Here is a 23,648-nt window from a genome sequence, read left to right on the forward strand (position 1 = left end):
CGCCATCTAACCGACACATCGCCCTTCTACTGTCACAAAAGGACAGAGGAGGAGCCGCTATGTTTAGTCTCGACAATGTCATCGACGACCTGTGGCCAGAGGCGAGGCCCGCCCCGTGGCAAAAAAAAGTGCTGAGAAAACTGTTACATGAAGAGGAATTCCAACAGTTTGCCGCTCGTCACCGCCATCTGAAAGGGTTAGATACCGTTGAACAGGTGCTGGAGCATCTCAACATTCACTGTCAAATTCCGGTCCGTAGTCTGGAACAAATTCCCGAACAAGGGCCGCTGGTTATCATCGCCAACCACCCTACCGGCACACTCGACGGCCTGGCCCTGCTGTACGCCGTTTCTCGCGTTCGCCGCGATGTTAAAGTCGTCACCAACCGCATGCTCACTCATCTCGAACCGCTCAGTTCGCTGTTTATTCCGGTGGATAATATCAATGGCCGCACCGCTAAAGCAGCGCTACAGCTGATGGAGCGACAGTTGCAAAACGGCGGTGTGCTGATCTTCTTCCCGGCCGGTGAAGTTTCGCGCATAACCCGGCGCGGCATTCACGATAAAAAATGGCACTCCGGCTTTATTAAGCTCGCCGCCAAATACCGCGCACCGCTCTTACCTGCGTGGATTGAGGCACGCAACAGTACGCTGTTTTATGCCAGCGCACTGGTATCGCAAAACCTGCCGATGCTGTTGTTAATGCAGCAAATGTTTCGCCGCCGGAACAGCAACCTGCCGGTGACCATTGGCGAGCAAATTGCGTGGACGACATGGTGTAACCCACAAACTACGCCGCGAGAAATGACAGACAAGTGCTACCGACACGTTCAGCTACTGGGAAAAGGACGGCCGGGCGTCTTTAAAACCGAAAGCGCGATCGCTCGCCCGGAACCCCGGGCCCTGCTCAAGCGCGAGCTACACCAGGCCGAGTGCCTGGGGCGTACAGCAGACGGTAAGGTTATCTATCTATGGCAGCGTAATGGCCAGGAAGAGGTTCCGTTGCTACGTGAGCTGGGCCGCCTGCGGGAAATCGCCTTCCGCGCGGTAGGTGAAGGTAGCGGCAAACGCCGCGACATCGACAGTTACGACGATGACTACCTGCATCTGATCCTGTGGGATGAAGACGATTTGGAGATCGTCGGTGCCTACCGCTTTATGCCAACCGCCCTACAGATGGAAAAGCGCGGGCTGGACGGCATTTACAGCTATAGCCTGTTTCATTACGACGAACGGATGGACGATATCCTCCAGCACGGCATTGAGTTGGGGCGCAGCTTTATTCAGCCACGCTACTGGGGACGCCGCGGACTGGACTATCTGTGGTCCGGTATCGGCGCGTATCTGGCGCGCCATCCACACTATCGCTACCTGTTTGGCCCGGTCTCTATTTCTGGTGGGCTACCGCCTTCGGCCCGCGATTTGCTGGTTGCCTTTTATCGCCTGTGGTTTCCGGCAACGCATCCGCTGGCGGAGTCACGCCGACCGTACCCGGCCTCATTACCCGACGCACTGGCGCAGTTTGGCGGGGAAAATTACAGTGAAGACCTGACGCGGCTGAAGTCGCTGCTCGGCAACCTTGGTTGTGGGATTCCACCACTCTACAAGCAATATTCCGAAGTGTGTGAGCCAGGTGGCGTACAGTTTATCGACTTTGGCAGCGACCCGGACTTTAACAACTGCGTGGATGGCCTGGTACTGGTAGATTTAACGTATCTGAAGGCAAATCGCTACCAGCGGTATATCGGACCGCATTTAGGTTTGTAGGCCGGATAAGGCGTTTACGCTGCCATCCGGCACGATGCCGGATGGCGCTACGCTTATCCGGCCTACAATCGGCACCTGTCAGGAACTCACGACGCACGATAGAACGGCTTATCCCCTAAAATCGTGGCCCGATGCATAATGCGCCGCTGCGGCAGATAATCCGCATTGGCGTAATGCTGCGTCACGCGGTTATCCCAAATCGCCACATCGTCAGGCTGCCAGCGCCAGCGCACCTGAAACTCTGGTTTAGTGACATGCGCAAACAGGAACCCGAGTAGCGCTTCGCTCTCTTTCTCCGTGACATCCACAATCCGCGTGGTAAATCCCTCGTTCACAAACAGCGCCTGTTTACCGCTTACCGGATGCGTGCGCACCACCGGATGCAGTAACGGGGGATGTTTGGCCACCGCGTCCAGCCAGCGTTGGTGATCTTCTTCCGTCTTACGGTATTTGTACTCCTGGAACGATTTGCGGAAATCATGCTCTGCCCGCAGGCCGCTCAGCAACTGACGAAACGGCTCAGAGAGCGCCTCATAAGCGGCAATTCCACTGGTCCACAGCGTATCGCCACCGGTCGAAGGCAGCGTTTTTGCTGCCAGAATTGCCCCGGCTGGCGGCGTGTCGATAAAGGTCACATCGGTGTGCCAGTTATCGTTATCCGGCGGATTATCGTTGTGAGTATCCAGCACGATAATCTCCTCCACGTCCTCGGCGTGCGGGTAGACCGGATGAATATGAAGATCGCCAAAACGTAGCGCCAGCGCTCTCTGCTGCTGCGGCGTAATCACCTGCTCACGCAGGAACACCACCTGATGGCGCAGCACCGCATGATAAAGCTGCTCAAACTGGTTATCGCTTAGCGGACGCGTCAGGTCCGCACCGGAAATTTGTGCGCCAATATACGGCCCCAGCGGGGTAATGCTCAGACGTTCACTCATTGTACTTCTCCATGCCAGGGCGTCAGACGACGCTGAAGCGCGCGCAGACCCAGTTCTAAAATAAAGGCGATAACGGCAATCACCGCGATCCCCGCCAGCACCACATCCGTTGCCAGAAATTCACCGGCGGACTGGACCATAAATCCTAAGCCTCGCGTGGCGGCAATCAACTCCGCGGCCACCAGCGTTGACCAGCCGACACCCAGCCCGATGCGCAGCCCGGTCAGAATTTCAGGCAATGCACCGGGTAAAATAACAAACCACAACACCTGCGCACGGCTGGCCCCGAGTGATTGTGCGGCGCGTACTCTCACCTGCTGCGCACTGCGGACACCGGCCAGCGCCGACATCGCAACAGGCGCGAAAATCGCCAGGTAGATCAATAAGATCTTGGAGGTTTCACCAATACCAAACCAGATCACCATCAGCGGTAAATAGGCCAGCGGCGGAACCGGACGGTACAATTCAATGATCGGATCGAGAATGCCGCGCATCGTCGGACTCAGCCCCATCGCGATCCCAACCGGAACGCCCAGCAGCACCGCCGCCAGCAGGGCGATGACAATTCGCGCCAGGCTCGCTGCCAGATGCTGCCATAACGTGGCATCCATAAATCCTTGTGGCCCAGCGATGGTGATCAACTTTTGCAGTACCTGACCGGGCGCTGGCAAAAACAGCGGGCTGATTAATTGCAGCGCTGCCACCGTCCACCACACCGCCAGAATGACGACCAGCGTACCAAGGCTTAACGTTATCTGACGTGAAAACGGCCAGCGCCAGTTCAGCGTGCGCTGTCGCGGTTTATCATTAATAACTACGCTCATGAAAACGCCTCCCGTTGCGCAAAGACACGACTTAGCACGTATTCGCGCATGGCAATAAACTGCGGATCGGACTTAATGCTGCGGCTCGCTTCCCCGGCCACAAAGCGCCGGGCAAAATTAAGCGGCAGACGCTCCATCACCCGACCAGGGCCTGGCGACAGCAATACCAGCTCTGTCGCCATAAACACCGCTTCTTCAATATCGTGCGTAATCAACAGCACCTGTTTGCCGGTCTCATGCCACAGCTTCAGCAGCAGGGTTTGCATCTGCTCACGAGTAAAGGCGTCGAGCGCGCCAAAAGGTTCATCCAACAACAACAACTGTGGATTGGCCGCCAGCGCCCGCGCAATGCCGACGCGCTGCCGCTGTCCACCGGAAAGCTGCCAGATAAAGCGTTTGCCCGCGTCCTCCAGCCCGACTTTCTGCAACATCTCCTGGGCGATACGCTGACGCTGCACTTTCTCTACCCCTGCCAGTTGCAGACCAAAGGCCACATTATCCTGCACGTTACGCCAGGGCAGCAGACCTTCGTTCTGGAACACGACCCCGCGATCTGCCCCCGGACCGTCAACCCTTTTACCCGCCAGCGTGATGCTGCCATGCTGATACGGCACAAATCCGGCAATCAGATTTAACAATGTGGTTTTCCCGCAACCGGAAGGTCCGAGAACCACCAGCAGCTCACCGCTATCGAGCGTCAGGTTGATATCATCCAGCACCGGTTTTCCACCGTAGCTGGCTGCGAGGTGAGAGATTTGCAGCATCAGCGCCTCCTTTTATTGCACGAAGCGATCGGTAACGTACTGGCTGTAATCCGTCGCGACAGCGGGGACTTTGCCCTGCTCTTTGAGGAACTGCGCGGTGTCGATAATGGCTTTGTTCACCGATCCGGTCAGTTCGGCAGTCTGCTGTTGCGGCGTCAGGTAAGTGTTACCTTTCACCAGTCCCGGCACATCCGCTTCCGGCACGCCGCTTAAACGCGACAATTTGCTGATATTCTCCGGCTGCTTCAGCCACTCATCGGGATTAGCGATATAAGGTTGCTGCGCATCGATAGCGCTTTTGGCAAAGGCTTTCACCACATCAGGATGCTTCTCGGCAAAATCTTTGCGTACCACCCACACGTCCAGCGTCGGTGCGCCCCACTCGCCAACCTGCGATGAGTCGGTTAACACCTTGCCGTCTTTTTCCAGTGCATTGACCGCAGGAGCCCAGACGTACGCGCCGTCAATATCCCCGCGCTGCCATGCGGCAATGATCGCCGGCGGTTGCAGGTTCACAATCTCCACCTGACCGGGTTTAATCCCCCAGTGTTTTAACGCCGCCAGCAGGCTGTAATGGGTGGTGGAAATAAACGGCACCGCAATGCGTTTACCCACTAAATCTTGCGGCTTACTGATATTTTTCTTCACGACCAGCGCTTCAGAGCTACCCAGTTTTGACGCCAGCAGGAAAACCTCAATCGGTACCTGCTGACTGGCAGCGACCGCCAGCGGGCTGGAGCCGAGATTGCCAATCTGCACGTCGCCGGAAGCCAGCGCACGCACGATGCTCGCCCCGCTGTCGAATTTGCGCCAGTCAACGTTAGCACCGCTCTCCTTTGCAAAAGTGTTATCCGCCTGCGCCACTTTGGCGGGTTCGGCGGAGGTCTGATAAGCGACGGTGACGTTCACCGCCTGCGCCTGAAATGCGATGAATGCCAGTGCACCGAGAAGTGCGTTACGCGATGAAATAACCATGATTGTTTGCTCCCCTGTCTTGTTATGGAGGCAGTATTTCGTTGCGGCACAATTTGATAAAGGAATTAAAAATTCTGGCTAAGAACAAAGCGTTTTTAGAAAAAAAGCGGCAATAGTTAGCGATTTCGCTCATTACAGATGACATTCGTAGGCCTGATAAGCGCAGCGCCATCAGGCACTGTTGCCGGATGGCGGCGCAAGCGCCTTATCCGGCCTACCACACCCGGAAAATTATTACAATTTTGTTACATCCGTAACATAACTGCGTCTGGATGATTGCCAGCGTGGCGCTGGCAGGCATCATAGATATTCTTGTCAGGCAAGAGAGCAATATCATGATTCATGTTGTGCTGGTGGACGACCATGTGGTGGTGCGTTCCGGTTTTGCGCAATTACTCGGTCTCGAAGAGGATCTCGCCGTTATCGGCCAGTACAGCAGTGCGGCAGAGGCCTGGCCGGCATTACTGCGCGAGGACGTCAATGTCGCCGTCATGGATATCGCCATGCCGGATGAAAATGGTCTGAGTCTGCTAAAACGGCTGCGGGCGCAAAAACCCGGCTTTCGCGCCATTATTCTCAGTATTTATGACGCGCCGACGTTTGTACAAAGCGCGCTGGATGCCGGGGCCAGTGGCTACCTGACCAAACGCTGTGGACCGGAAGAGTTGGTGCAGGCAGTACGATCGGTCGGTATGGGCGGGCATTACCTGTGTGCCGATGCGCTGCGGGCGTTACGCGGCGGCGAACAGCCCGCGCAGGTACTGGAAGTACTGACCCCACGCGAGCGCGAAGTGTTTGAGCTGTTGGTCAAAGGCGACAGCGTGAAAGAGATCGCCTTCAAGCTCGACCTCAGTCATAAAACGGTGCACGTTCATCGCGCGAACGTATTGGGCAAACTGCAATGCCACAGCACCATCGATCTGGTGCATTTTGCCCTCGACCACCAGTTGCTGACGGGGCATTAATGTCGCGTAACCTTCGTCATTGGGTTATTTCTCTGTTTATTCTGCTGGCCTGGGGATCGGGCTGGCTAATGCTGTGGACGTTAGGTTTTTACCTGACCCACAATGGTCAGCAGGCGGCATTATTTCTGCCGCATGGCGTGTATCTCGCGCTATTGATCCTGCTGTCTCGCCGCTACTGGCCCGCGCTGGTATTGCCGCCGGTGTTGATGTTGTTCTGGCTGCACAACGAACAGTTACTCAACGGTTATCTTCTGCTGGCCGCACCGCTGATAAGCCTGATACCGGCCAGTATCGGTCAGTCATACTGGCATCGCTTCCCGCTCTACTGGCAGCGGCTCACCTTGCTGCTGGCCGCGGTGACGATCACTTCATTGCTCAATACCGCCCTGCTTTCACCGTTTATCCAAAGCCCGGCGATGTTGATTGGGCTGGCATCGTTTACCGGCGGCGTGCTGCTGACGCCGTTTGTCTATCTGATCTATGAATTTTTGCGCCAGCAGCACCGCTATCATCTGCTCGGGCTGGATACCACCAATCCCCCGCTGCGCACTTCACTTATCATCTGGTGCAGTCTGTTTTTTATTATTGGCATCGGCACCCAGATGGTGCTGTCGCCGGAGATTGAGCGCCTGTTGCTGATTGTCGTGTTCTTACCGAACGTGGTGATGGCGTGGAAATTTGGCTGGCAGGGCGGCGTGTTGTCCGGATTGCTCGGCAGTATGATGATCACCATCGCCCGGCAAATCGGCGTCGGGTTCAGCAACTTAGTGGAGCTGGAGATTTTCCTCGCCACCCAGGCGCTGCTCGGCATCGGGCTGGGGATCGCCATCAGCCGCCAGCAGCATCTGGCGCAAAATCTGCATCATTATCGCCAGCGTCTGGAAACTGAACTGGCGGCGCGACGCGCGCTGACCGAACAGTTGATCCGCACGGAAGAAAACACGCGCAAAAGCCTGGCGCGGGAACTGCATGATGAAATTGGCCAGAACATTACCGCCATTCAAATTCAGTCTCAACTGGTTAAACGTTCGCAGGGTTCTGAGCAAACGCTCGACGCGGCAAACCAGATCAACGATCTTGCCCGGCGTATCCACCACTCGACCCGTCAGTTACTGCGCCAGCTACGCCCGCCCGCGCTTGACGAGTTGTCTTTTAAAGATGCGCTGCACCATCTGGTCAATGAATTTGCCTTTGCCGAACGGGATATTCACTGCCAGTTTGATTACCGACTGGCAAATACGCCAGAAAATGAAACGGTGCGCTTTACGCTGTACCGTCTGTTGCAGGAATTGCTCAATAACATCTGTAAACATGCCAATGCCAGCGAGGTGTCGATTGCGCTGCGCCAACGGGATCACTGCCTGTTGCTGGAAGTCACGGACAACGGTGTCGGCATTCTTCCTGAAAAAATTCCCGGTTTTGGTATCCAGGGGATGCGTGAGCGGGTCAGCGCGCTCGGCGGCGAGCTGACGCTCGAATCAAACGGCGGCACGCGGGTAATTGTTAACCTGCCCACAAATTTGCAACAAATCAGCCGCTAACCAGGAAAAAGTCTTAGCCACTCTGGACTTTCTCTCATCCCCTTTCGATTTCACTTTCCTATAGTCAGCACAAACGGAGACGGCTATGCGTACCGACATCAACCAACAATACCGGACGCTGCGTCCACAGCTGCTGATGTACATGGTCATCGGGTACGCGGCGTTTTACCTGACGCGCAAAAGCGTTAACTACGTGCTCCCGGCACTGCAAATGGATCTGGGACTGGATAAAAGTGATATAGGTCTGTTGGGATCGCTGTTTTACCTGACCTATGGTTTGTCGAAATTCACCGCCGGGCTATGGCACGACAGCCACGGACAGCGCGCGTTTATGGGCATTGGCCTGTTCGCCACCGGCATTTTAAATGTGCTGTTCGCGTTTGGTGAATCGCTGACGCTACTGCTGGCGGTCTGGACGCTCAACGGATTTTTTCAGGGCTGGGGCTGGCCGCCCTGCGCCCGCCTGCTGACCCACTGGTATTCGCGTAACGAACGCGGATTCTGGTGGGGCTGCTGGAATATGTCGATCAACATCGGTGGGGCAATTATCCCGCTGATTAGCGCCTTTGCCGCCCACTGGTGGGGCTGGCAGGCGGCGATGCTGGCACCAGGGATTATCAGCATGGCGTTAGGTATCTGGCTCACCCTGCAACTGAAAGGCACGCCCCGGGAAGAGGGATTACCTACGGTCGGGGAATGGCGGCATGACCCGCTGGAGCTGCGCCAGGAGCAGCAAAGCCCGCCGATGGGGCTGTGGCAAATGTTACGTACCACCATGCTGAAAAACCCGATGATCTGGCTGCTCGGCGTGTCGTATGTATTGGTCTATTTGATCCGCATCGCCCTCAACGACTGGGGCAACATCTGGCTGACGGAAAGCCACGGCGTGAATCTGCTCAGCGCCAATGCCACGGTGATGCTGTTTGAAGTTGGCGGTTTGCTGGGGGCGCTGTTTGCCGGCTGGGGATCGGATCTGCTGTTCAGCGGTCAGCGTGCGCCGATGATTTTGCTGTTCACGCTGGGGTTGATGGTCTCCGTCGCCGCGCTGTGGCTGGCGCCGGTGCACCACTACGCGCTACTGGCTGTCTGTTTCTTTACGGTGGGCTTTTTTGTGTTTGGCCCACAGATGCTGATTGGCCTCGCGGCAGTGGAGTGCGGACACAAAGCGGCAGCAGGTTCAATTACCGGTTTTCTCGGGCTGTTCGCCTATCTGGGGGCCGCGCTGGCGGGTTGGCCGCTGTCGCTGGTCATAGAACATTACGGCTGGTCGGGAATGTTCAGTTTGCTCTCGGTTGCCGCTGTCTTTATGGGTTTATTGCTGATGCCGTTGCTCATTGCGGGCATTACCCCTTCTCTCAGTCAAAGGATAAAACAATGAAACTGACGCTTACCTCTACCCTGATTGCCTCTACTCTGGCGCTGGCGGCCTTCAGCAGTACGGCACAAGCACAAGGTCGTCTGGTGGTCTATTGCAGCGCCACGAACGAGATGTGTGAAACCGAAACCAAAGCCTTCGGCGACAAATATGATGTGAAAACCTCATTCATTCGCAACGGCTCGGGCAGTACGCTGGCGAAAGTAGATGCCGAGAAGAAAAACCCACAGGCGGATGTGTGGTACGGCGGTACGCTGGACCCGCAATCTCAGGCGGGCGAAATGGGTCTGCTGCAACCGTATAAATCACCGAATCTCGAGCAGATCATGGAGAAATTCCGCGATCCGGCAAAAGTAAAAGGCAACCTATCCTCCGCGGTTTATGTCGGTATCCTGGGCTTTGGCGTCAATACTCAGCGTCTGAAAGAGAAAAACCTGTCGGTGCCAAAATGCTGGAAGGATCTGACCAAACCGGAATACAAAGGTGAAATCCAGATTGCTGACCCGCAAAGCTCCGGTACCGCCTATACCGCGCTGGCGACTTTTGCTCAACTGTGGGGTGAAGATCAGGCCTTTGATTACCTGAAACAGCTCAATGCCAACGTCTCTCAATACACTAAATCAGGCATTGCCCCAGCGCGTAACGCCGCCCGTGGCGAAACGGCGATTGGCATTGGCTTCCTGCACGACTACTCGCTGGAAAAAGAACAGGGCGCCCCGCTGGAGCTAATTTCACCGTGCGAAGGTACTGGCTATGAGATCGGCGGCGTTAGCATTCTGAAAGGCGCGCGCAACCTCGATAACGCCAAACTGTTCGTTGACTGGGTGCTGTCAAAAGATGCTCAGGAGCTGGCGTGGAAAAAAGGCAAGTCTTATCAGATCCTGACCAACACCACCGCCGAAACCTCACCAAACTCGCTGAAGCTCGACGACCTGAAGCTTATCAACTACGACATGGATAAATACGGTTCGACCGAAGTCCGTAAGCAGCTTATCAATAAGTGGGTTAGCGAAGTGAAGATGGGTAAATAAGCCCACATTTTGCGGTTAATGCCCGGTGGCGCTCACGCTTACCGGGCCTACACACAACACCGGAAAACTAATGTCACACACACTTGCACTCCATCCTGTGAAAAAACGGGATGCGATATTCCTTTGGGTTTTGCTTGGCTGGCTGGCGTTTGCCCTGTTGCCAAGCTGGAGCCTGGACTACGGTCTGCTGGAGTCGACTGGCGAGGAAATACTCGCCGCCTACGGCTGGTCACAGTTCAATATCAGTTGGTTATGGTATCTGCTGCCGAGCCTGCTGCTGGTGCGTCCGTTCCATGAGGCCAGGCGCGAACAGCGCGGCCGCCATTATCTTGATGCGGGCTGGGCTTTTTTCTGTATGGCGTTTATCGTCGCCAGCGCGACTCTTGAGGGGCGCGGCTTAGGCTATGCCACCATAGTGTTGTTTGTGGCACTTGGCGCGATCATGACCCTGGCGCTCACCCGTCTGGAATGGCTGGGCGGCGACCGTTTCGTCATCGGCTCGCTCACCGCGATTGTCGCCTTGATCGGTATTTTTATCGTCTGGCCGAGTATCGCTATTTTTATTCCGATGTTCACCAACGACGCCGGGGAATTTGCCCCGCTGGCGTTTATGAATGTGCTGTCGCAGGCACATATCATTCAGGTGATCCTCAACTCGATTATGCTGTCGATTGCCGTCGGCGTCGGCTGTACCTTCTTTGGTCTGGTACTGGCTATCTATACCACCCGTATCGCCAGACGCAGCGCTATTATTGGACGAATTTTCTCGATTCTGCCGATCGTCACCCCGCCGTTTGTCGTGGGTTTAGGCGTCACGCTGATGATGGGACGCTCCGGCTACATCACCGAATTTATGGTCGAATGGTTTGGCTTAACCAACACCAACTGGCTGTACGGTTTTACCGGCATCTGGCTGGCACAGGTGCTGGCCTTCACTCCGATGGCGTTTATGATCCTCGACGGAGCAATCAAAACCATTCATCCGTCGCTGGAAGAAGCGTCGTACACCCTGCGTGCCAGCCGCTGGCAGACCTTTAACGGCGTGTTTGTCCCGCTGCTGAAACCCGCGCTGGCGAACGCCTTTTTGATTGTGGTGGTGCAATCGCTGGCCGACTTCAGTAACCCGCTGGTGCTCGGCGGTAACTTCGACGTGCTGGCAACGCAAATCTACTTCTACATCACCGGTTCGCAGCTCGACTACCAGGCCGCCAGTACGCTGGGTGCCTTCCTGCTGCTGTTCTCGCTGCTGGTGTTCTGCGTGCAATATATGTGGATTGGTAAACGCTCATACGTCACCGTTTCCGGTAAATCCTACCGGGGCGACGTGCAGCCGTTACCTGTGACGCTGGTATGGAGCGTGGTCGCGCTGCTGGCGGTGTGGATTGCCTTTAACGCCCTGTTGTACGGCAGCATTTTCTACGGCAGTTTCACCGTTAACTGGGGCGTGGACTACACCCTGACGCTGGCGAACTTTACCAAACTGTTCGGCCAGGGGATGAGCGACGGCGCGTGGCCTTCACTGCTCGACACCCTGCTCTACGCCGGGATTGCCGCGCCGATCACCGCCATCTTCGGCCTGCTGATCGCCTGGATTGTGGTGCGTCAGCAGTTCAAAGGTAAGAAGACCATCGAGTTCACCACTATGCTGTGCTTTGCCGTTCCGGGCACCGTCGCGGGTGTGTCATATATTCTGGCCTTTAACAGCGCCCCGGTGTACCTCACTGGCACGGCGGCGATTGTCATTATCTCGATGGTAATGCGTAACGTCCCGGTCGGCATTCGCGCGGGTATTGCGGGACTCGGCCAGATCGATAAATCACTGGATGAAGCCTCACTCAGCCTGCGCGCCGGTTCGCTGCGCACCATTACGCACATCCTGCTACCGCTGCTGCGCCCGGCAATCCTCTCAGCGCTGATCTACAGCTTTGTCCGTGCCATTACCACCGTCAGCGCCATTGTGTTCCTCGTCACGCCGGATACCCGCGTAGCCACGGCCTACATCCTTAACCGCGTGGAAGACGGCGAATATGGCGTGGCGATTGCCTACGGTTCTATTCTGATCGTGGTGATGCTGGCGATTATTTTCATCTTTGACTGGCTGATCGGTGAATCACGAACCTCCCGTTCAAAAGCCAAAAACCAGGCGTAATGGAGCGCACTATGACTCAGAAAAATTTCGTTGAACTGCGCAACGTCACCAAACGATTCGGCAGCAATACGGTAATCGACAATATCAATCTCACCATTCCACAGGGACAAATGGTCACGCTGCTCGGCCCGTCCGGTTGTGGTAAAACCACCATTTTGCGCCTGGTCGCCGGGCTGGAAAAACCGAGCGAAGGGCAGATTTTCATTGATGGCGAAGACGTCACCCATCGCTCAATTCAGCAGCGTGATATCTGTATGGTGTTTCAGTCCTATGCCCTGTTCCCGCATATGTCGCTGGGAGAGAACGTTGGTTATGGCCTGAAGATGCTCGGCGTGTCCCGCGCTGAGGTGAAAGCCCGTGTCAAAGAGGCACTGGCGATGGTCGATCTGGAAGGATTCGAAGAGCGCTATGTTGATCAGATCTCCGGCGGTCAGCAGCAGCGCGTAGCTCTGGCCCGCGCGTTGATCCTCAAGCCGAAAGTGCTGCTGTTTGATGAGCCGTTGAGTAACCTCGACGCCAACCTGCGTCGCAGCATGCGCGACAAGATCCGCGAACTGCAAAAGCAGTTTGATATCACCTCGCTGTACGTCACCCACGATCAGAGCGAAGCCTTTGCGGTTTCCGATACCGTGCTGGTGATGAACAAGGGACACATCATGCAGATCGGTTCACCGCAGGATCTTTACCGCCAGCCCGCCTCGCGCTTTATGGCAAGTTTTATGGGTGACGCCAACCTGTTCCCGGCCACCTTCAGTGACCAATACGTTGATATCTACGGCTACCACCTGCCGCGCCCGCTGCACTTTGATACGCAAGGCGAAGGCATGGTCGGCGTGCGCCCGGAAGCGATCACGCTCAGCGATCGCGGCGAAGAGAGTCAGCGCTGCGTGATCCGCCACGTGGCCTATATGGGCCCCCAGTATGAAGTCACGGTGGAATGGCACGGGCAGGAGATCTTATTGCAGGTCAACGCTACGCGTTTACAGCCGGACGTCGGCGAGCAGTATTACCTCGAAATCCACCCGTACGGGATGTTTGTGCTGGCGGATGTTGCATAAGTTGTGCCGGGTGGCGCTGCGCTTACCCGGCCTACTGTTTGTGCAATTTGTAGGCCGGGTAAGGCGGAGCCGCCACCCGGCATGATTCTCAGCGCTGCGCGTTCAGTTCGGCAATATCCTGCGGCGTCGTCCGACAGCAGCCGCCAATCAGCTTCGCGCCCGCCGCCAGCCACTGGGGTAAATATCCCGCCAGCGTGGCGCATGCTTTGCCGTGATGGTGCCAGGTCTTGGTCACTGAGTCATAGTGCTCACCCGAGTTCGGATACACCACCAGCGGCAGCGCCGTTAAGCTGTGTAAATGCTGCAACGCGGCGGTGGTGTTTTCCAGCGCAATGCAGTTAATGCCTAACGCCACCACCTGCGGATAATCCGCCAGCAACGCAACCACGTCACGCAGCGGCGTACCGTCGCTCAGGTGCTCGCTGTCGCGCAGAGTAAATGAGAACCACGCCCGCGCACGCGGATATGCGGTCAATAACTCAGCCAGCGCGCTAATTTCGGCAAAATTTGGCAGGGTTTCACAGGCCAGAAGATCGGCCCCGGCATCCAGCAAGGCTTCCACGCGCGGGCGGTGAAACGCCTGAAACTCTTCAGCGCTACGTTGGTAATCACCACGGTATTCAGAACCATCCGCCAGATACGCGCCGTAAGGCCCGACCGATCCTGCTACCAGCAGCGTGCCCGCCTGGGGGTTCTCTGCCAGATACGCTTCACGGGCTTTACGCGCCAGCTCCACGCTTTTACCAATCAGCGCTTTCGACTGCGCTTCATCCAGGCCACGGGCGGCAAACCCCGCCGGTGTCGCCTGATAGCTGGCGGTGATCGCACACTGCGCCCCCGCCCGGTAGTAATCGAGATGGACTTCGCGGATGAGCTCCGGATTTTCGACCAGCACTTTGGCTGACCACAGGCTATCGGCTAAGTTACAGCCACGCGCTTCCAGCTCCGTCGCCATCGCACCATCGAGCAGCAGGAAATCCTGTTTTTCGAGGATGGCGCTTAACGGATTATTCTGCGACATGTTCGGGCTCCTGTTTGGCTTTACGCGATTGAGTAAGGAAATAAGCACCATAACACACTGCCACAAACGGTACCCCGCACCACAGCGCAATTCTCTGCGCTGGATCGAATGCCAGCCCGACGCAAGCCACCAGGCACAGCACAAATCCCAGTACCGGCACCAACGGATACCACGGCGCGCGATAATGCAATTCACTCAATGCCTTACCCTGCTGCAGATGACGGCGGCGAAAGACGAAGTGCGAAGCGCAAATGCTCAGCCACACCGCCACCACCGCGAACCCGGAGATTGCCGACAGCGCGACAAATACCGTGTCCGGGGCCACCACGCTGGAAAACAGTGCCAGCACACCGCCGAGCATACTGACCGACAGCGCCGTCAGCGGCACGCCGTTTTTCGTCACTCGGGAAAAACAGGCTGGCAGCGTGCGTTCATTCGACAGCGACCACAGCATGCGCCCGGAGGCATACAGCCCGGAGTTCGCCGCGGAAAGAATAGCCGTCAGGATCACGAAGTTAAAAATATCGGCGGCATACGGAATCCCCACCTTCTCAAACACCAGCACAAACGGGCTTTTCTCCACGCCCGCCTGCTGCATCGGGATCAGCGCCGCCAGCACAAACACTGTGCCGATAAAGAAAATAATCAGTCGCGCGATGGTGGTACGAATCGCTACCGGAATGACCTTGCGCGGGTTTTCTGTTTCTCCGGCGGCAATACCGATAAGCTCGGTTCCCGAAAAAGCAAAATTCACCGCCACCATCGTCATCAGGATCGGTAAACCACCGTGTGGGAACCAGCCTTCCGCCGTGATATTACTCAGCCCCGGCGCGGGCGAACCATCCTGCATCGGGATGAAACCAAAAATAGCCGCTCCGCCGAGGATAATAAAAGCGATGATAGTGACCACTTTTACCAGCGAGAACCAGAACTCCCCTTCGGCAAAAAAGCGTGTGGAGATAACATTCAGGCCAAAAATAATCGCGCAGAACACCACGCACCAGACCCATACCGGCACCTGGGGAAACCAGTACTGCATACAGAATCCGGCGGCGGTAAAACTCGACCCCAGCGCCACAGTCCAGGTCAGCCAGTAGAGCCAGGCCACGGTATATCCCGTTGCGGGGCCGAGATAACGCGCAGCATAGACGTGAAACGCCCCGGTCTCCGGCATCGCTACCGAAAGCTCGCCCAGACACTGCATGACCAGCCAGACTACCAGCGCGCCAATCAGATAGGCCAGCAGCGTTCCCGCCGCCCCGGTGGTGGAGATGATGTACCCGGTATTGAAGAATAACCCTGTGCCAATCACGCCGCCCAAGGAGAGCATAATCAGATGACGTGTTTTCATTGTGCGCTTCAGTGGCGCATTTTGTTGTGTTGTTTGCATATAACCTTCTGAACGTATGGACATCTAAACATCCAAAGAAGGTTTGTTATACCGCGTTTGTTAACAGAATGCAAAGTCAACCCTGCACCAGGCGCAGATGTCCGCGCCGGGCACTTAATACCGGGTGGGGATTAATAATCAAATACAAAAAGGGCCGCCAGCTCATAACGCCTCCGTTGCCAGGCTTTATCTAAACTCTGGCAACGTCCTCACCGACTGGCGTTCACCCGGAAGTGGGAACCGTATCTTCCCCACTCATACTAGCGAATGAGCGCTTAAGCACCGCTGGCCGGGATCGGCATCTGCGATTTGCGGTTCATCAGAATAAATACCGCCAGGCCCGCCACTAAAATACCCGGCGCTGAAGCTGCCATCACCCCCACTGTTCCGGTGCCAAGCGCTAACATTTTCCCTGCCAACAAGGGACCGCTCATCGCGCCCAGACGCCCAACCGCGACGGCGGTGCCCACGCCGGTGGCGCGGATCTGTGTGCTGTAAAACAGCGGCGCCAGCGCATACAGCACGCTTTGCCCGCCGGTGGCGAACATCCCCGCCACAAATCCGGCCATCAACATGCCGCTCAATGACGATACCGCGCCCAGCGCCAGCAATGATGCCAGCATCCCGGTGTAGATCAGCAGCGACATGACTACCGGACGCAGTTTGTCCATCAACGCCCCGAGGATTAATGTCCCGCTGGCCGCGCCAATTTGCAGGGCAAACATCACCCCCGCCGCCTGCGAGGGCTGAAAGCCCTGCCCGACCAGTAGCATCGGCAGCCAGTTGATCAGCATATACACCACCAGCAGAGTGAAGAAATAGCACAGCCATAGCAGCAGCGTGGCTGTCGCGGTGGTTGGCGCAAACAGAGCGCGCAGCGGCGCGGCAGCCACCTGCGTTTGTTGGGCGTAAACCTGCGATTCCGGCAACCAGCGCATCAACAGCGGTACCAGCAGCAGCGGGATCACCCCGCCAACCCAGAACACCGTTTGCCAGGCGGAGGCCAGACCGCTAAACCCGAGCGCCGCCGCTAACGCCGCGCCAATCGGTACGCCGCAGTACATCAGGCTCACCGCCGTACCGCGAAAACGTAGGCCCGCCGCCTCGGAGGTCAGCGCGATCAGGTTCGGCAATGCCGCGCCCAGCCCGACGCCGGTCATCAGACGGGCAAACACCAGCGACGAGAAATCCCAGGAAACCGCTGTTGCCAGCGAGAACAGACCGAACAGCGCCACGGAGGCAATCAGAATGCGTTTGCGGCCATAGCGATCGGCCAGCATGCCGCCCACCAGCGCGCCGGGCAGCAGCCCAAGAATGCCCGCGCTGAAGATCCAGCCCATCTGCATTTTATCCAATGTAAACGCGTGGGCGATACCGACGGCAGCGATCCCGGCGGCCTGTAAATCCAGCCCTTCCATCAGGGCGACTAAAAAACACAGCCCGACGGTCAACGTCAGGCGGGATGAGGATGCGGGGGTACGGGTAGTCATAAGATGTACCTCAGAGGTCACGATGCAGGTGAATCGCGGCTGATACGTTGCCAGCCGCGTAATCATTTTTATTTGCTGTTGCGCAGATCCAGCGCCACGTCGACGATCATATCTTCCTGGCCGCCGACCATTCGGCGTTTGCCCAGTTCAACCAGAATATCTACCGCGCTCAGGCCATAACGCGCCGCTGCCACTTCGCAGTGGCGCAGGAAGCTCGAGTACACCCCGGCATAGCCCAGCGCCAGCGTTTCGCGGTCCACCCGCACCGGGCGGTCCTGCAGCGGACGCACCAGATCGTCGGCAGCGTCCATCAGCGCATACAGATCGGTGCCGTGCTGCCAGCCAAGCTTATCCGCCGCGGCGATAAACACCTCCAGCGGCGCGTTGCCTGCGCCTGCGCCCATACCGGCCAGGCTGGCATCGATACGATCACAACCCTCTTCTACCGCAGCAATCGAGTTCGCCACGCCAAGGCTCAGGTTGTGGTGGGCGTGCATCCCGGTTTCTGTTTCCGGTTTCAGCACCGCTTTCAGGGCGCGGAAGCGGTCACGGATATCAGACATGTTCATCGCCCCGCCTGAATCGACCACATAGATACAGGTCGCACCGTAGTTTTCCATCAGTTTCGCCTGCTGTGCGAGGTTTTCCGGCGTGGTCATATGACTCATCATCAGAAAGCCGACGGTGTCCATGCCCAGTTCACGCGCATACTGAATATGCTGGGCCGACACGTCCGCTTCGGTGCAGTGGGTCGCCACGCGTACGACGCGCGCCCCAGCCTGATATGCATTTTTCAGGTCGTGAATCGTGCCGATGCCCGGCAACAGCAGCGTGGCGATCTTAGCGTGCTTGACCACGTCCGCCGCCGCTTCAATCCACTCCAGGTCGCTGTGCGCGCCAAAGCCGTAGTTAAAACTGGAACCCTGCAGACCGTCGCCGTGCGCCACCTCAATGGAATCGACCCGTGCGTCGTCCAGCGCTTTGGCAATCTGGCGCACGTTTTCCAGCGAATATTGATGACGAATGGCGTGCATACCGTCGCGCAGGGTCACGTCAGAGATATAGAGTTTTTTACCGTTCATGCTGCTTCTCCTGCCTGACGAGTGAGTGACTGCGCCATCTTCTCAGCGGTCGCCAGCGCACTGGAGGTCATAATATCGAGATTGCCCGCGTAGGCTGGCAGATAGTGCGCCGCGCCTTCCACTTCCAGATACACCGCGGTTTTCAGCCCGGAGAACTGGCCGATGCCCGGCAGATTGACCGGTTTATCCTGCGGGATAACTTCAAACTGGACACGCTGTTTCAGACGATAGCCCGGCACGTACGCCTGCACCGCCGCCACCATCTCATTAATCGATGCTTCAACTTCAACCTCAGAGGCCGCTTCGCTCAGCACATACACCGTGTCGCGCATCATCAGCGGCGGCTCGGCTGGATTAAGGACGATAATCGCTTTACCTTTTGCCGCGCCGCCAACCACTTCAATCGCCTTCGAGGTGGTTTCGGTAAACTCATCGATATTAGCGCGCGTGCCTGGACCCGCAGATTTACTGGCTATCGAGGCGATAATTTCGGCGTAATGCACTTTTGCCACGCGAGAAACTGCCGCCACCATTGGGATAGTCGCCTGCCCGCCGCAGGTCACCATATTAACGTTCTGCTGATCAACGTTGGCCTCCAGATTCACCACAGGCACGCAGTACGGGCCGATTGCCGCGGGCGTCAGGTCGATCAGGCGGATCGCTGGTTTAACGGCGCGCAGCGCGGCGTCGTTCTTCACATGTGCGCCTGCGCTGGTGGCATCAAAAACAATGTCGATGTCGGCGAATTCCGGCATGGCGATAAGCCCTGTCACCCCTTCATGGGTGGTGGCAACGCCCATGCGTCGGGCACGCGCCAGACCATCAGATTCTGGATCGATACCGACCATCACCGCCATTTCCAGATGCTTCCCGTGACGCAGAATTTTTATCATCAAATCGGTACCGATGTTGCCGGAGCCGATAATGGCGACTTTACGCTTACTCATGACTGACTTCCTTTTGTAACCGCCGCTGAAAAAGTGGCGGCAACTGAACCAATACCGTCGATATGGGCCTCGAAACGATCGCCCGCATTCACCGCCACCATCGGGCCTAACGCGCCGGTGAGAATGATATCTCCGGCACGCAGCGGCTCGCCGAGGCTGGCCATTTTGCGCGCCAGCCAGACGGCGGCGTTGATCGGATGTCCCAGGCATTCGCTGCCGCGTCCGCTGGAAACCTCTTCGTTGTTGCGCGTCATTTTCATCGCGCAGCTTTTCAGATCTAATCCTGCCGGACGCTGTGCCGGGCCGCCGACCACATACACCCCGCAGGAGGCGTTATCCGCCACGGTATCAACAAACTTGATTGACCAGTCACGGATACGGCTGCCGACCACTTCCAGCGCGGGCAGCACCCACTCGATGGCGTTATACAGCTCGTCAAAAGTAGTGTCGGCATTGGGCAGATCGCGGTTCAGCACCAGCGCGATTTCCGCTTCAATACGCGGTTGCAGCACGCGCTCAAACGCAATGGTGTCGTTATCGCCGTAGCACATGTCGGCAAACAGCGTACCGAAGTCCGGCTGATCGACGCCAAGCTGCTGCTGCACTTTCGGGTGTGTCAGCCCTACTTTGCGCCCGACCACGCGACGCCCGCGCGCCACTTCATACTGCACGTTGATGCGTTGAATGGCGTAGGCCGCTTCGGCGTTATCCACACCAATCAATTCACGCAGTGGGGCGATAGCTTCCCCTTTTTCTTCAGCCTGACGTAAATCGGCGGCCAGCTGCTCAAGATTATGATTCGTCATGTCCGTTCCTTAAGGGCGTGCGAGGAAGTTCAGCACCAGCTGGTTAAAGGCATCCGCATGCTCCCACTGCGCCCAGTGCCCGCAGTCGCGGTAGATATGCAGCTCAGAACCGGCAATTCCGGAGAGCAGGCGCAGACCAGCATCCATCGGCACGAAGCGGTCATTGCGTCCCCAGACAATCAGAGTTTGGGCTTTAATTTCCCCCAGGCGCGGGCTGAAATCCGGGAACTGTTTCGGGTTGGCTTCGAGGCTTTTCACAAAGTTTTCCAGGTGATCGCGACGCGACAGCATATTGTTCAGACGCGCTTCAAACAGCGCCTCGGTGAGATCGCTAGTATCAAAGACAAAGATCTCCATCATCAGCTTCAGGTTCTCGATGGTTGGCTCGCGGTACAGCTGATTCAGGCGCTTGATTCCTTCGGTCGGCATCGGCGTAAACAGGCTCATACCGCCCGTCCCGCCGCCCATCAGCACCAGCTTGCCCACGCGCTCCGGCCAGCTCAGGGTGAATGCCACGGAACTGTGGCCGCCCATCGAGTTGCCCAGCAGGTGGACTTTCTGAATATCCAACTGATCGACCACGCTTTTCAGGATGCGGGCGTTGAGATCCGATCGTGAACTGCGGTTAACGATCCCATCGCTTTTTCCCCAGCCAGGACAATCCAGCAGGATCACCCGGTATCCGGCCTGCACCAGCGGATCAATATTGCGGCTGAAGTTCGCCCAGCCGGTCGCGCCTGGACCGGAGCCATGCAGCAGCACAACGGTTTCTTCGCCCTGCCCACAGTCATTGATATGCACGCGTAGCGTTTCACCAGCTTCTTGTACCTCCAGGAAACGACTGGTCGCGGCTTCGGTTTGCGGTTGGTAAGTCATGGTTTTCTCCTGCATGTTCAGTTCTGTTTCAGTTCTGTGTGGTAGCGCTCAGGGAGCCGAATCCGGCGATCCACTCTGGGATCGGGCGGTAATAACGGCCTTCGCTGCGCCAGTTGCCAAAGGCAGAAATGGCGGCAAAGGCGGCAACCCAGGTTTTCACTTCGTGCGTTGATTTGCCCGCCATCGCAGACAACTCTTCGTTACTGATCGCGTCCAGCTCCTGCAAGCGCCCCTGCTCAAGCAGGGTCATAAAGCGGTTATCCCAGACAGGGTTCAGCGGGTGCAGCGTGTTTTGATCGGCCACGAACTTCTCGGCGGCGCTGATCACCCGCTGCTGGCGCAGCTCGCGCTCGTTTTCGGGCAGCTGTTTACCGCTGCCGAGCAGACGGTCACGCATATGCGCGTCAGCCTTTGCCAGCTCTGGTACCGGCGGCTGATGCGACAGTCCGCCGGAGCCTAAAAACAGTACGCGCTTATTCAGCGAGCTGGCGAAACGGCCAATCGCTTCACCGAGCATGCGGGTACGCTGAAAGCCCGGCAGCGGCGTGGCGACACCGTTAATAAACACCGGCAGCACCGGAACCTTATCCAGACCGCCGAGTAAAAACTCCAGCGGCTGGGCGAAACCATGATCGACCTGCATGTTGTAGGACACGGCGAGATCGATACCGCTTTTCATCACCGCGTGGGCGCAGGCTTCAGCGAGATCCGTCGGCACCGGCAGTTCCCCCGCCGCACTGCCGAAATCACCGATCGCCGTGGCTCCCACGCCTAAACAGAACGGCGGCATCACGTCGTAGAAAAAACCGTTGTAGTGATCGGGGGCAAACAGCACCACCAGTTCAGGGTCAAACGCCGCAATGCGCGCCCGGGCGCTGGCGATCACACCGTTAACCTCGTCGAGCACGGTCTGCGCCGGGTCGACGTAACCCACCAGCGGCGAGTGGGAGAGACAGTGAAGATAAGCGTGCATATCAGGCGACCTTTTCAATGGGAACAGCGGCATTGGCGCGGGTGAGGGTCATCACCGATGCCAGTTTATTCAGGGTGCTGCCCAGAGTTTGCGGAATAGCGATGGCGGCTACGAAGCGGTCCGGGCGCATCACCACCAGCGAAGCGTTGTGCCGGGCAAACCACGTGCGCAGGCGGTTTTGCGTATCGCCAATGCGGATAACGCCGTCATGGTTATCCTGAGCAGTGGCAATCTGCGTATCCGGTACCACCTGGATAAACCGCGTGCCCAACGCCTGCCACTGTTGGATCTGCGCCTCGCTCATGCCCCACCGCGGGTTACAACCCCAGCTAATCACCGCGAAATTCGGCCCAATAACGTTATCGAGCAGCGTCACGTCGCCGGTTTCCAGCGTCACCTTCGGCTGGATAAACATCTTGCCGACCGGAGAAGTTTTCGCGTCGCCCTCACGCACCAGCGCCCCGGAGTGGTATTGCGGCATCGGTTTAAAACGCATTTCAAGGAAGTAGCGTTTGACCGGTGGAAGGTAGTTCAACAACCAGGAGACTCCGTCGCGCACCGCGCCGTGCCAGCGTTTCGGCGGTGCCAGTACGTTGCCTGCGGTCACGGAGAGATCGATCATCGCTTTGGCGTGGTCGCGGCGTTCCTGCTGGTAGGTATCCAGCAGCGCATCTCCGGCTTTGCCGTTAATTACCAGCGCCAGTTTCCACGCCAGATTGAAAGCATCGCGCATGCCGCTGTTGTACCCCTGCCCCTGCCAGACCGGCATAATGTGCGCCGCGTCGCCGGCCAGCAGCACACGGTCAATGCGAAAACGTTCGGCCAGGCGGGCGTTATGGGTATACACACGCTGGCGGATCAGCTCAACGTTATCCGGGTTCGGCAATACTTTGCTCAACAGCTGGCGCATATTTTGCGGCTCGCTGAGCTGCGCTTCGGTTTCTCCCGGCATCACCATAAATTCAAAGCGGCGCACCGCGTGCGGCAGCGCGGCGGAGACATACGGACGCACCGGATCGCAGCACAGATACACATGCGGCGTGCTGAGCGGATCGTTGGCGATATCCACCACAATCCACTGATTTGGCGCGGTTTTTCCTTCAAATGGCACATTCAGCGACCGTCTGACGTTGCTACCGCCGCCGTCGCAGGCCACCAGCCACTGGGCTTTCACCGTTTCGCGTGGGCCGTCCGGGGCTTTCAGATTCAGCGTTACTTCACCGTTCTGTTGGCTGAAGGCTTCCAGTTCGCGGGAAAACAGGCAGCGCACGTTGGGAAAACGCGACAGCCCTTCCAGCATCACCGCGTCCACCTGTGGCTGAATAAACGCGTTGCGCCGCGACCAGCCAAATTCGTCGGTCATCGGCTGGATATCGGCAAAGCAGCGGCCTTTCGGCGTAAGAAAGCGCATCGCGTGCCATGGCGTGGTATGCGGTAGCACGTTTTCGACCAGACCGACGGACTGCATGGTGCGCAGCGCTTCATCGTCAATGCCGATGGCACGGGGATAGTCGATCAGTTTGTCGAGTTTCTCCACCACCAGTACCTCAATGCCCATCTGGCCCAGATAGTTGGCCATCATCAGCCCAACCGGACCGGCTCCGGCAATCGCTACCTGTACAGTGTGCTGTACAGCGGGTTGGATATCCGGGTTTATCGTTGTCATTTCAGAACCTC

General features: G+C 57.3%; 20 protein-coding genes. 7 read left to right on the forward strand and 13 right to left on the reverse strand.

The window, feature by feature from the left end; translation table 11 throughout:
* Positions 1 to 59 precede the first annotated feature (59 nt).
* Positions 60 to 1,766, forward strand: coding sequence for a GNAT family N-acyltransferase (locus tag IB196_RS17480; RefSeq protein WP_149691331.1), 1,707 nt, complete (start codon positions 60 to 62; stop codon positions 1,764 to 1,766).
* A gap of 86 nt (positions 1,767 to 1,852) precedes the next feature.
* Here the strand turns inward: IB196_RS17480 and tauD are convergent, their stop codons facing one another.
* The 4 genes from tauD to tauA are packed head-to-tail and all read right to left on the reverse strand — an operon-like array spanning position 1,853 to position 5,267.
* The gene (gene tauD, locus IB196_RS17485; protein WP_149691330.1) at positions 1,853 to 2,704 is read right to left on the reverse strand and encodes a taurine dioxygenase; all 852 of its coding nucleotides are present in this window, start codon (positions 2,702 to 2,704) and stop codon (positions 1,853 to 1,855) included.
* Positions 2,701 to 3,528 carry a taurine ABC transporter permease TauC gene (gene tauC / locus IB196_RS17490; RefSeq protein ID WP_005125015.1) on the reverse strand — a complete coding sequence of 276 codons (828 nt, stop codon included), beginning with the start codon at positions 3,526 to 3,528 and terminating at the stop codon, positions 2,701 to 2,703. Before tauC ends, tauD begins: the two co-directional genes overlap by 4 nt.
* Positions 3,525 to 4,292 carry a taurine ABC transporter ATP-binding subunit gene (gene tauB, locus IB196_RS17495; protein WP_188232297.1) on the reverse strand — a complete coding sequence of 256 codons (768 nt, stop codon included), beginning with the start codon at positions 4,290 to 4,292 and terminating at the stop codon, positions 3,525 to 3,527. Before tauB ends, tauC begins: the two co-directional genes overlap by 4 nt.
* A gap of 12 nt (positions 4,293 to 4,304) precedes the next feature.
* Positions 4,305 to 5,267: a taurine ABC transporter substrate-binding protein gene (gene tauA / locus IB196_RS17500; protein ID WP_188232296.1), complete on the reverse strand. Its 963-nt coding sequence runs from the start codon at positions 5,265 to 5,267 to the stop codon at positions 4,305 to 4,307.
* A 335-nt stretch (positions 5,268 to 5,602) separates the two neighbouring features.
* Between tauA and IB196_RS17505 the strand changes: the two genes are divergently transcribed.
* The 6 genes from IB196_RS17505 (at position 5,603) to fbpC (ending at position 13,386) form a co-directional block, all read left to right on the forward strand.
* Positions 5,603 to 6,232, forward strand: coding sequence for a response regulator transcription factor (locus tag IB196_RS17505; protein WP_005125019.1), 630 nt, complete (start codon positions 5,603 to 5,605; stop codon positions 6,230 to 6,232).
* Entirely contained in the window at positions 6,232 to 7,773 is a 1,542-nt protein-coding gene (locus IB196_RS17510) for an MASE1 domain-containing protein (protein WP_188232295.1), read from the forward strand. The genes IB196_RS17505 and IB196_RS17510 overlap by 1 nt, the downstream gene beginning before the upstream one ends.
* Before the next feature lie 85 nt (positions 7,774 to 7,858).
* Positions 7,859 to 9,151, forward strand: a complete 1,293-nt coding sequence (gene uhpC / locus IB196_RS17515) for an MFS transporter family glucose-6-phosphate receptor UhpC (RefSeq protein ID WP_040232785.1) — start codon at positions 7,859 to 7,861, stop codon at positions 9,149 to 9,151.
* Positions 9,148 to 10,179 carry an ABC transporter substrate-binding protein gene (locus IB196_RS17520; RefSeq protein ID WP_005125022.1) on the forward strand — a complete coding sequence of 344 codons (1,032 nt, stop codon included), beginning with the start codon at positions 9,148 to 9,150 and terminating at the stop codon, positions 10,177 to 10,179. The genes uhpC and IB196_RS17520 overlap by 4 nt, the downstream gene beginning before the upstream one ends.
* Before the next feature lie 70 nt (positions 10,180 to 10,249).
* A complete protein-coding gene (locus IB196_RS17525) occupies positions 10,250 to 12,328 on the forward strand; it encodes an iron ABC transporter permease (protein ID WP_040232787.1) in 2,079 nt (692 codons plus the stop codon).
* 11 nt (positions 12,329 to 12,339) lie between these two features.
* Complete coding sequence (fbpC, locus tag IB196_RS17530; protein ID WP_005125024.1) at positions 12,340 to 13,386, forward strand: ferric ABC transporter ATP-binding protein; 1,047 nt, start codon at positions 12,340 to 12,342, stop codon at positions 13,384 to 13,386.
* An 88-nt stretch (positions 13,387 to 13,474) separates the two neighbouring features.
* On the opposite strand, the gene mmuM is transcribed toward fbpC, so the two are convergent.
* The 9 genes from mmuM to IB196_RS17575 form a co-directional block, all read right to left on the reverse strand.
* Positions 13,475 to 14,407 carry a homocysteine S-methyltransferase gene (gene mmuM / locus IB196_RS17535; protein WP_188232294.1) on the reverse strand — a complete coding sequence of 311 codons (933 nt, stop codon included), beginning with the start codon at positions 14,405 to 14,407 and terminating at the stop codon, positions 13,475 to 13,477.
* Positions 14,394 to 15,797, reverse strand: coding sequence for an S-methylmethionine permease (gene mmuP / locus IB196_RS17540; protein WP_005125026.1), 1,404 nt, complete (start codon positions 15,795 to 15,797; stop codon positions 14,394 to 14,396). Before mmuP ends, mmuM begins: the two co-directional genes overlap by 14 nt.
* A 275-nt stretch (positions 15,798 to 16,072) precedes the next feature.
* Positions 16,073 to 17,287, reverse strand: a complete 1,215-nt coding sequence (gene mhpT, locus IB196_RS17545) for a 3-(3-hydroxy-phenyl)propionate transporter MhpT (RefSeq protein WP_188232293.1) — start codon at positions 17,285 to 17,287, stop codon at positions 16,073 to 16,075.
* Positions 17,288 to 17,355: 68 nt separating this feature from the next.
* Positions 17,356 to 18,369 (reverse strand): 4-hydroxy-2-oxovalerate aldolase, encoded by a 1,014-nt coding sequence (gene mhpE / locus IB196_RS17550; protein WP_188232292.1) that lies wholly within the window; start codon positions 18,367 to 18,369, stop codon positions 17,356 to 17,358.
* Positions 18,366 to 19,316 carry an acetaldehyde dehydrogenase gene (gene mhpF, locus IB196_RS17555; RefSeq protein ID WP_188232291.1) on the reverse strand — a complete coding sequence of 317 codons (951 nt, stop codon included), beginning with the start codon at positions 19,314 to 19,316 and terminating at the stop codon, positions 18,366 to 18,368. The genes mhpE and mhpF overlap by 4 nt, the downstream gene beginning before the upstream one ends.
* Complete coding sequence (gene mhpD / locus IB196_RS17560) at positions 19,313 to 20,122, reverse strand: 2-keto-4-pentenoate hydratase (RefSeq protein ID WP_155021620.1); 810 nt, start codon at positions 20,120 to 20,122, stop codon at positions 19,313 to 19,315. The genes mhpF and mhpD overlap by 4 nt, the downstream gene beginning before the upstream one ends.
* A gap of 9 nt (positions 20,123 to 20,131) precedes the next feature.
* Positions 20,132 to 20,998 (reverse strand): 2-hydroxy-6-oxonona-2,4-dienedioate hydrolase, encoded by an 867-nt coding sequence (gene mhpC / locus IB196_RS17565; protein ID WP_188232290.1) that lies wholly within the window; start codon positions 20,996 to 20,998, stop codon positions 20,132 to 20,134.
* A 28-nt stretch (positions 20,999 to 21,026) separates the two neighbouring features.
* Positions 21,027 to 21,971: a 2,3-dihydroxyphenylpropionate/2,3-dihydroxicinnamic acid 1,2-dioxygenase gene (mhpB, locus tag IB196_RS17570; RefSeq protein ID WP_155021621.1), complete on the reverse strand. Its 945-nt coding sequence runs from the start codon at positions 21,969 to 21,971 to the stop codon at positions 21,027 to 21,029.
* A gap of 1 nt (position 21,972) precedes the next feature.
* Positions 21,973 to 23,637, reverse strand: coding sequence for a bifunctional 3-(3-hydroxy-phenyl)propionate/3-hydroxycinnamic acid hydroxylase (locus IB196_RS17575; RefSeq protein WP_188232289.1), 1,665 nt, complete (start codon positions 23,635 to 23,637; stop codon positions 21,973 to 21,975).
* Between the last annotated feature and the right edge of the window lie 11 nt (positions 23,638 to 23,648).

The organism is Citrobacter sp. C6_1 (assembly GCF_014596835.2).
Lineage (GTDB): Bacteria > Pseudomonadota > Gammaproteobacteria > Enterobacterales > Enterobacteriaceae > Citrobacter > Citrobacter pasteurii.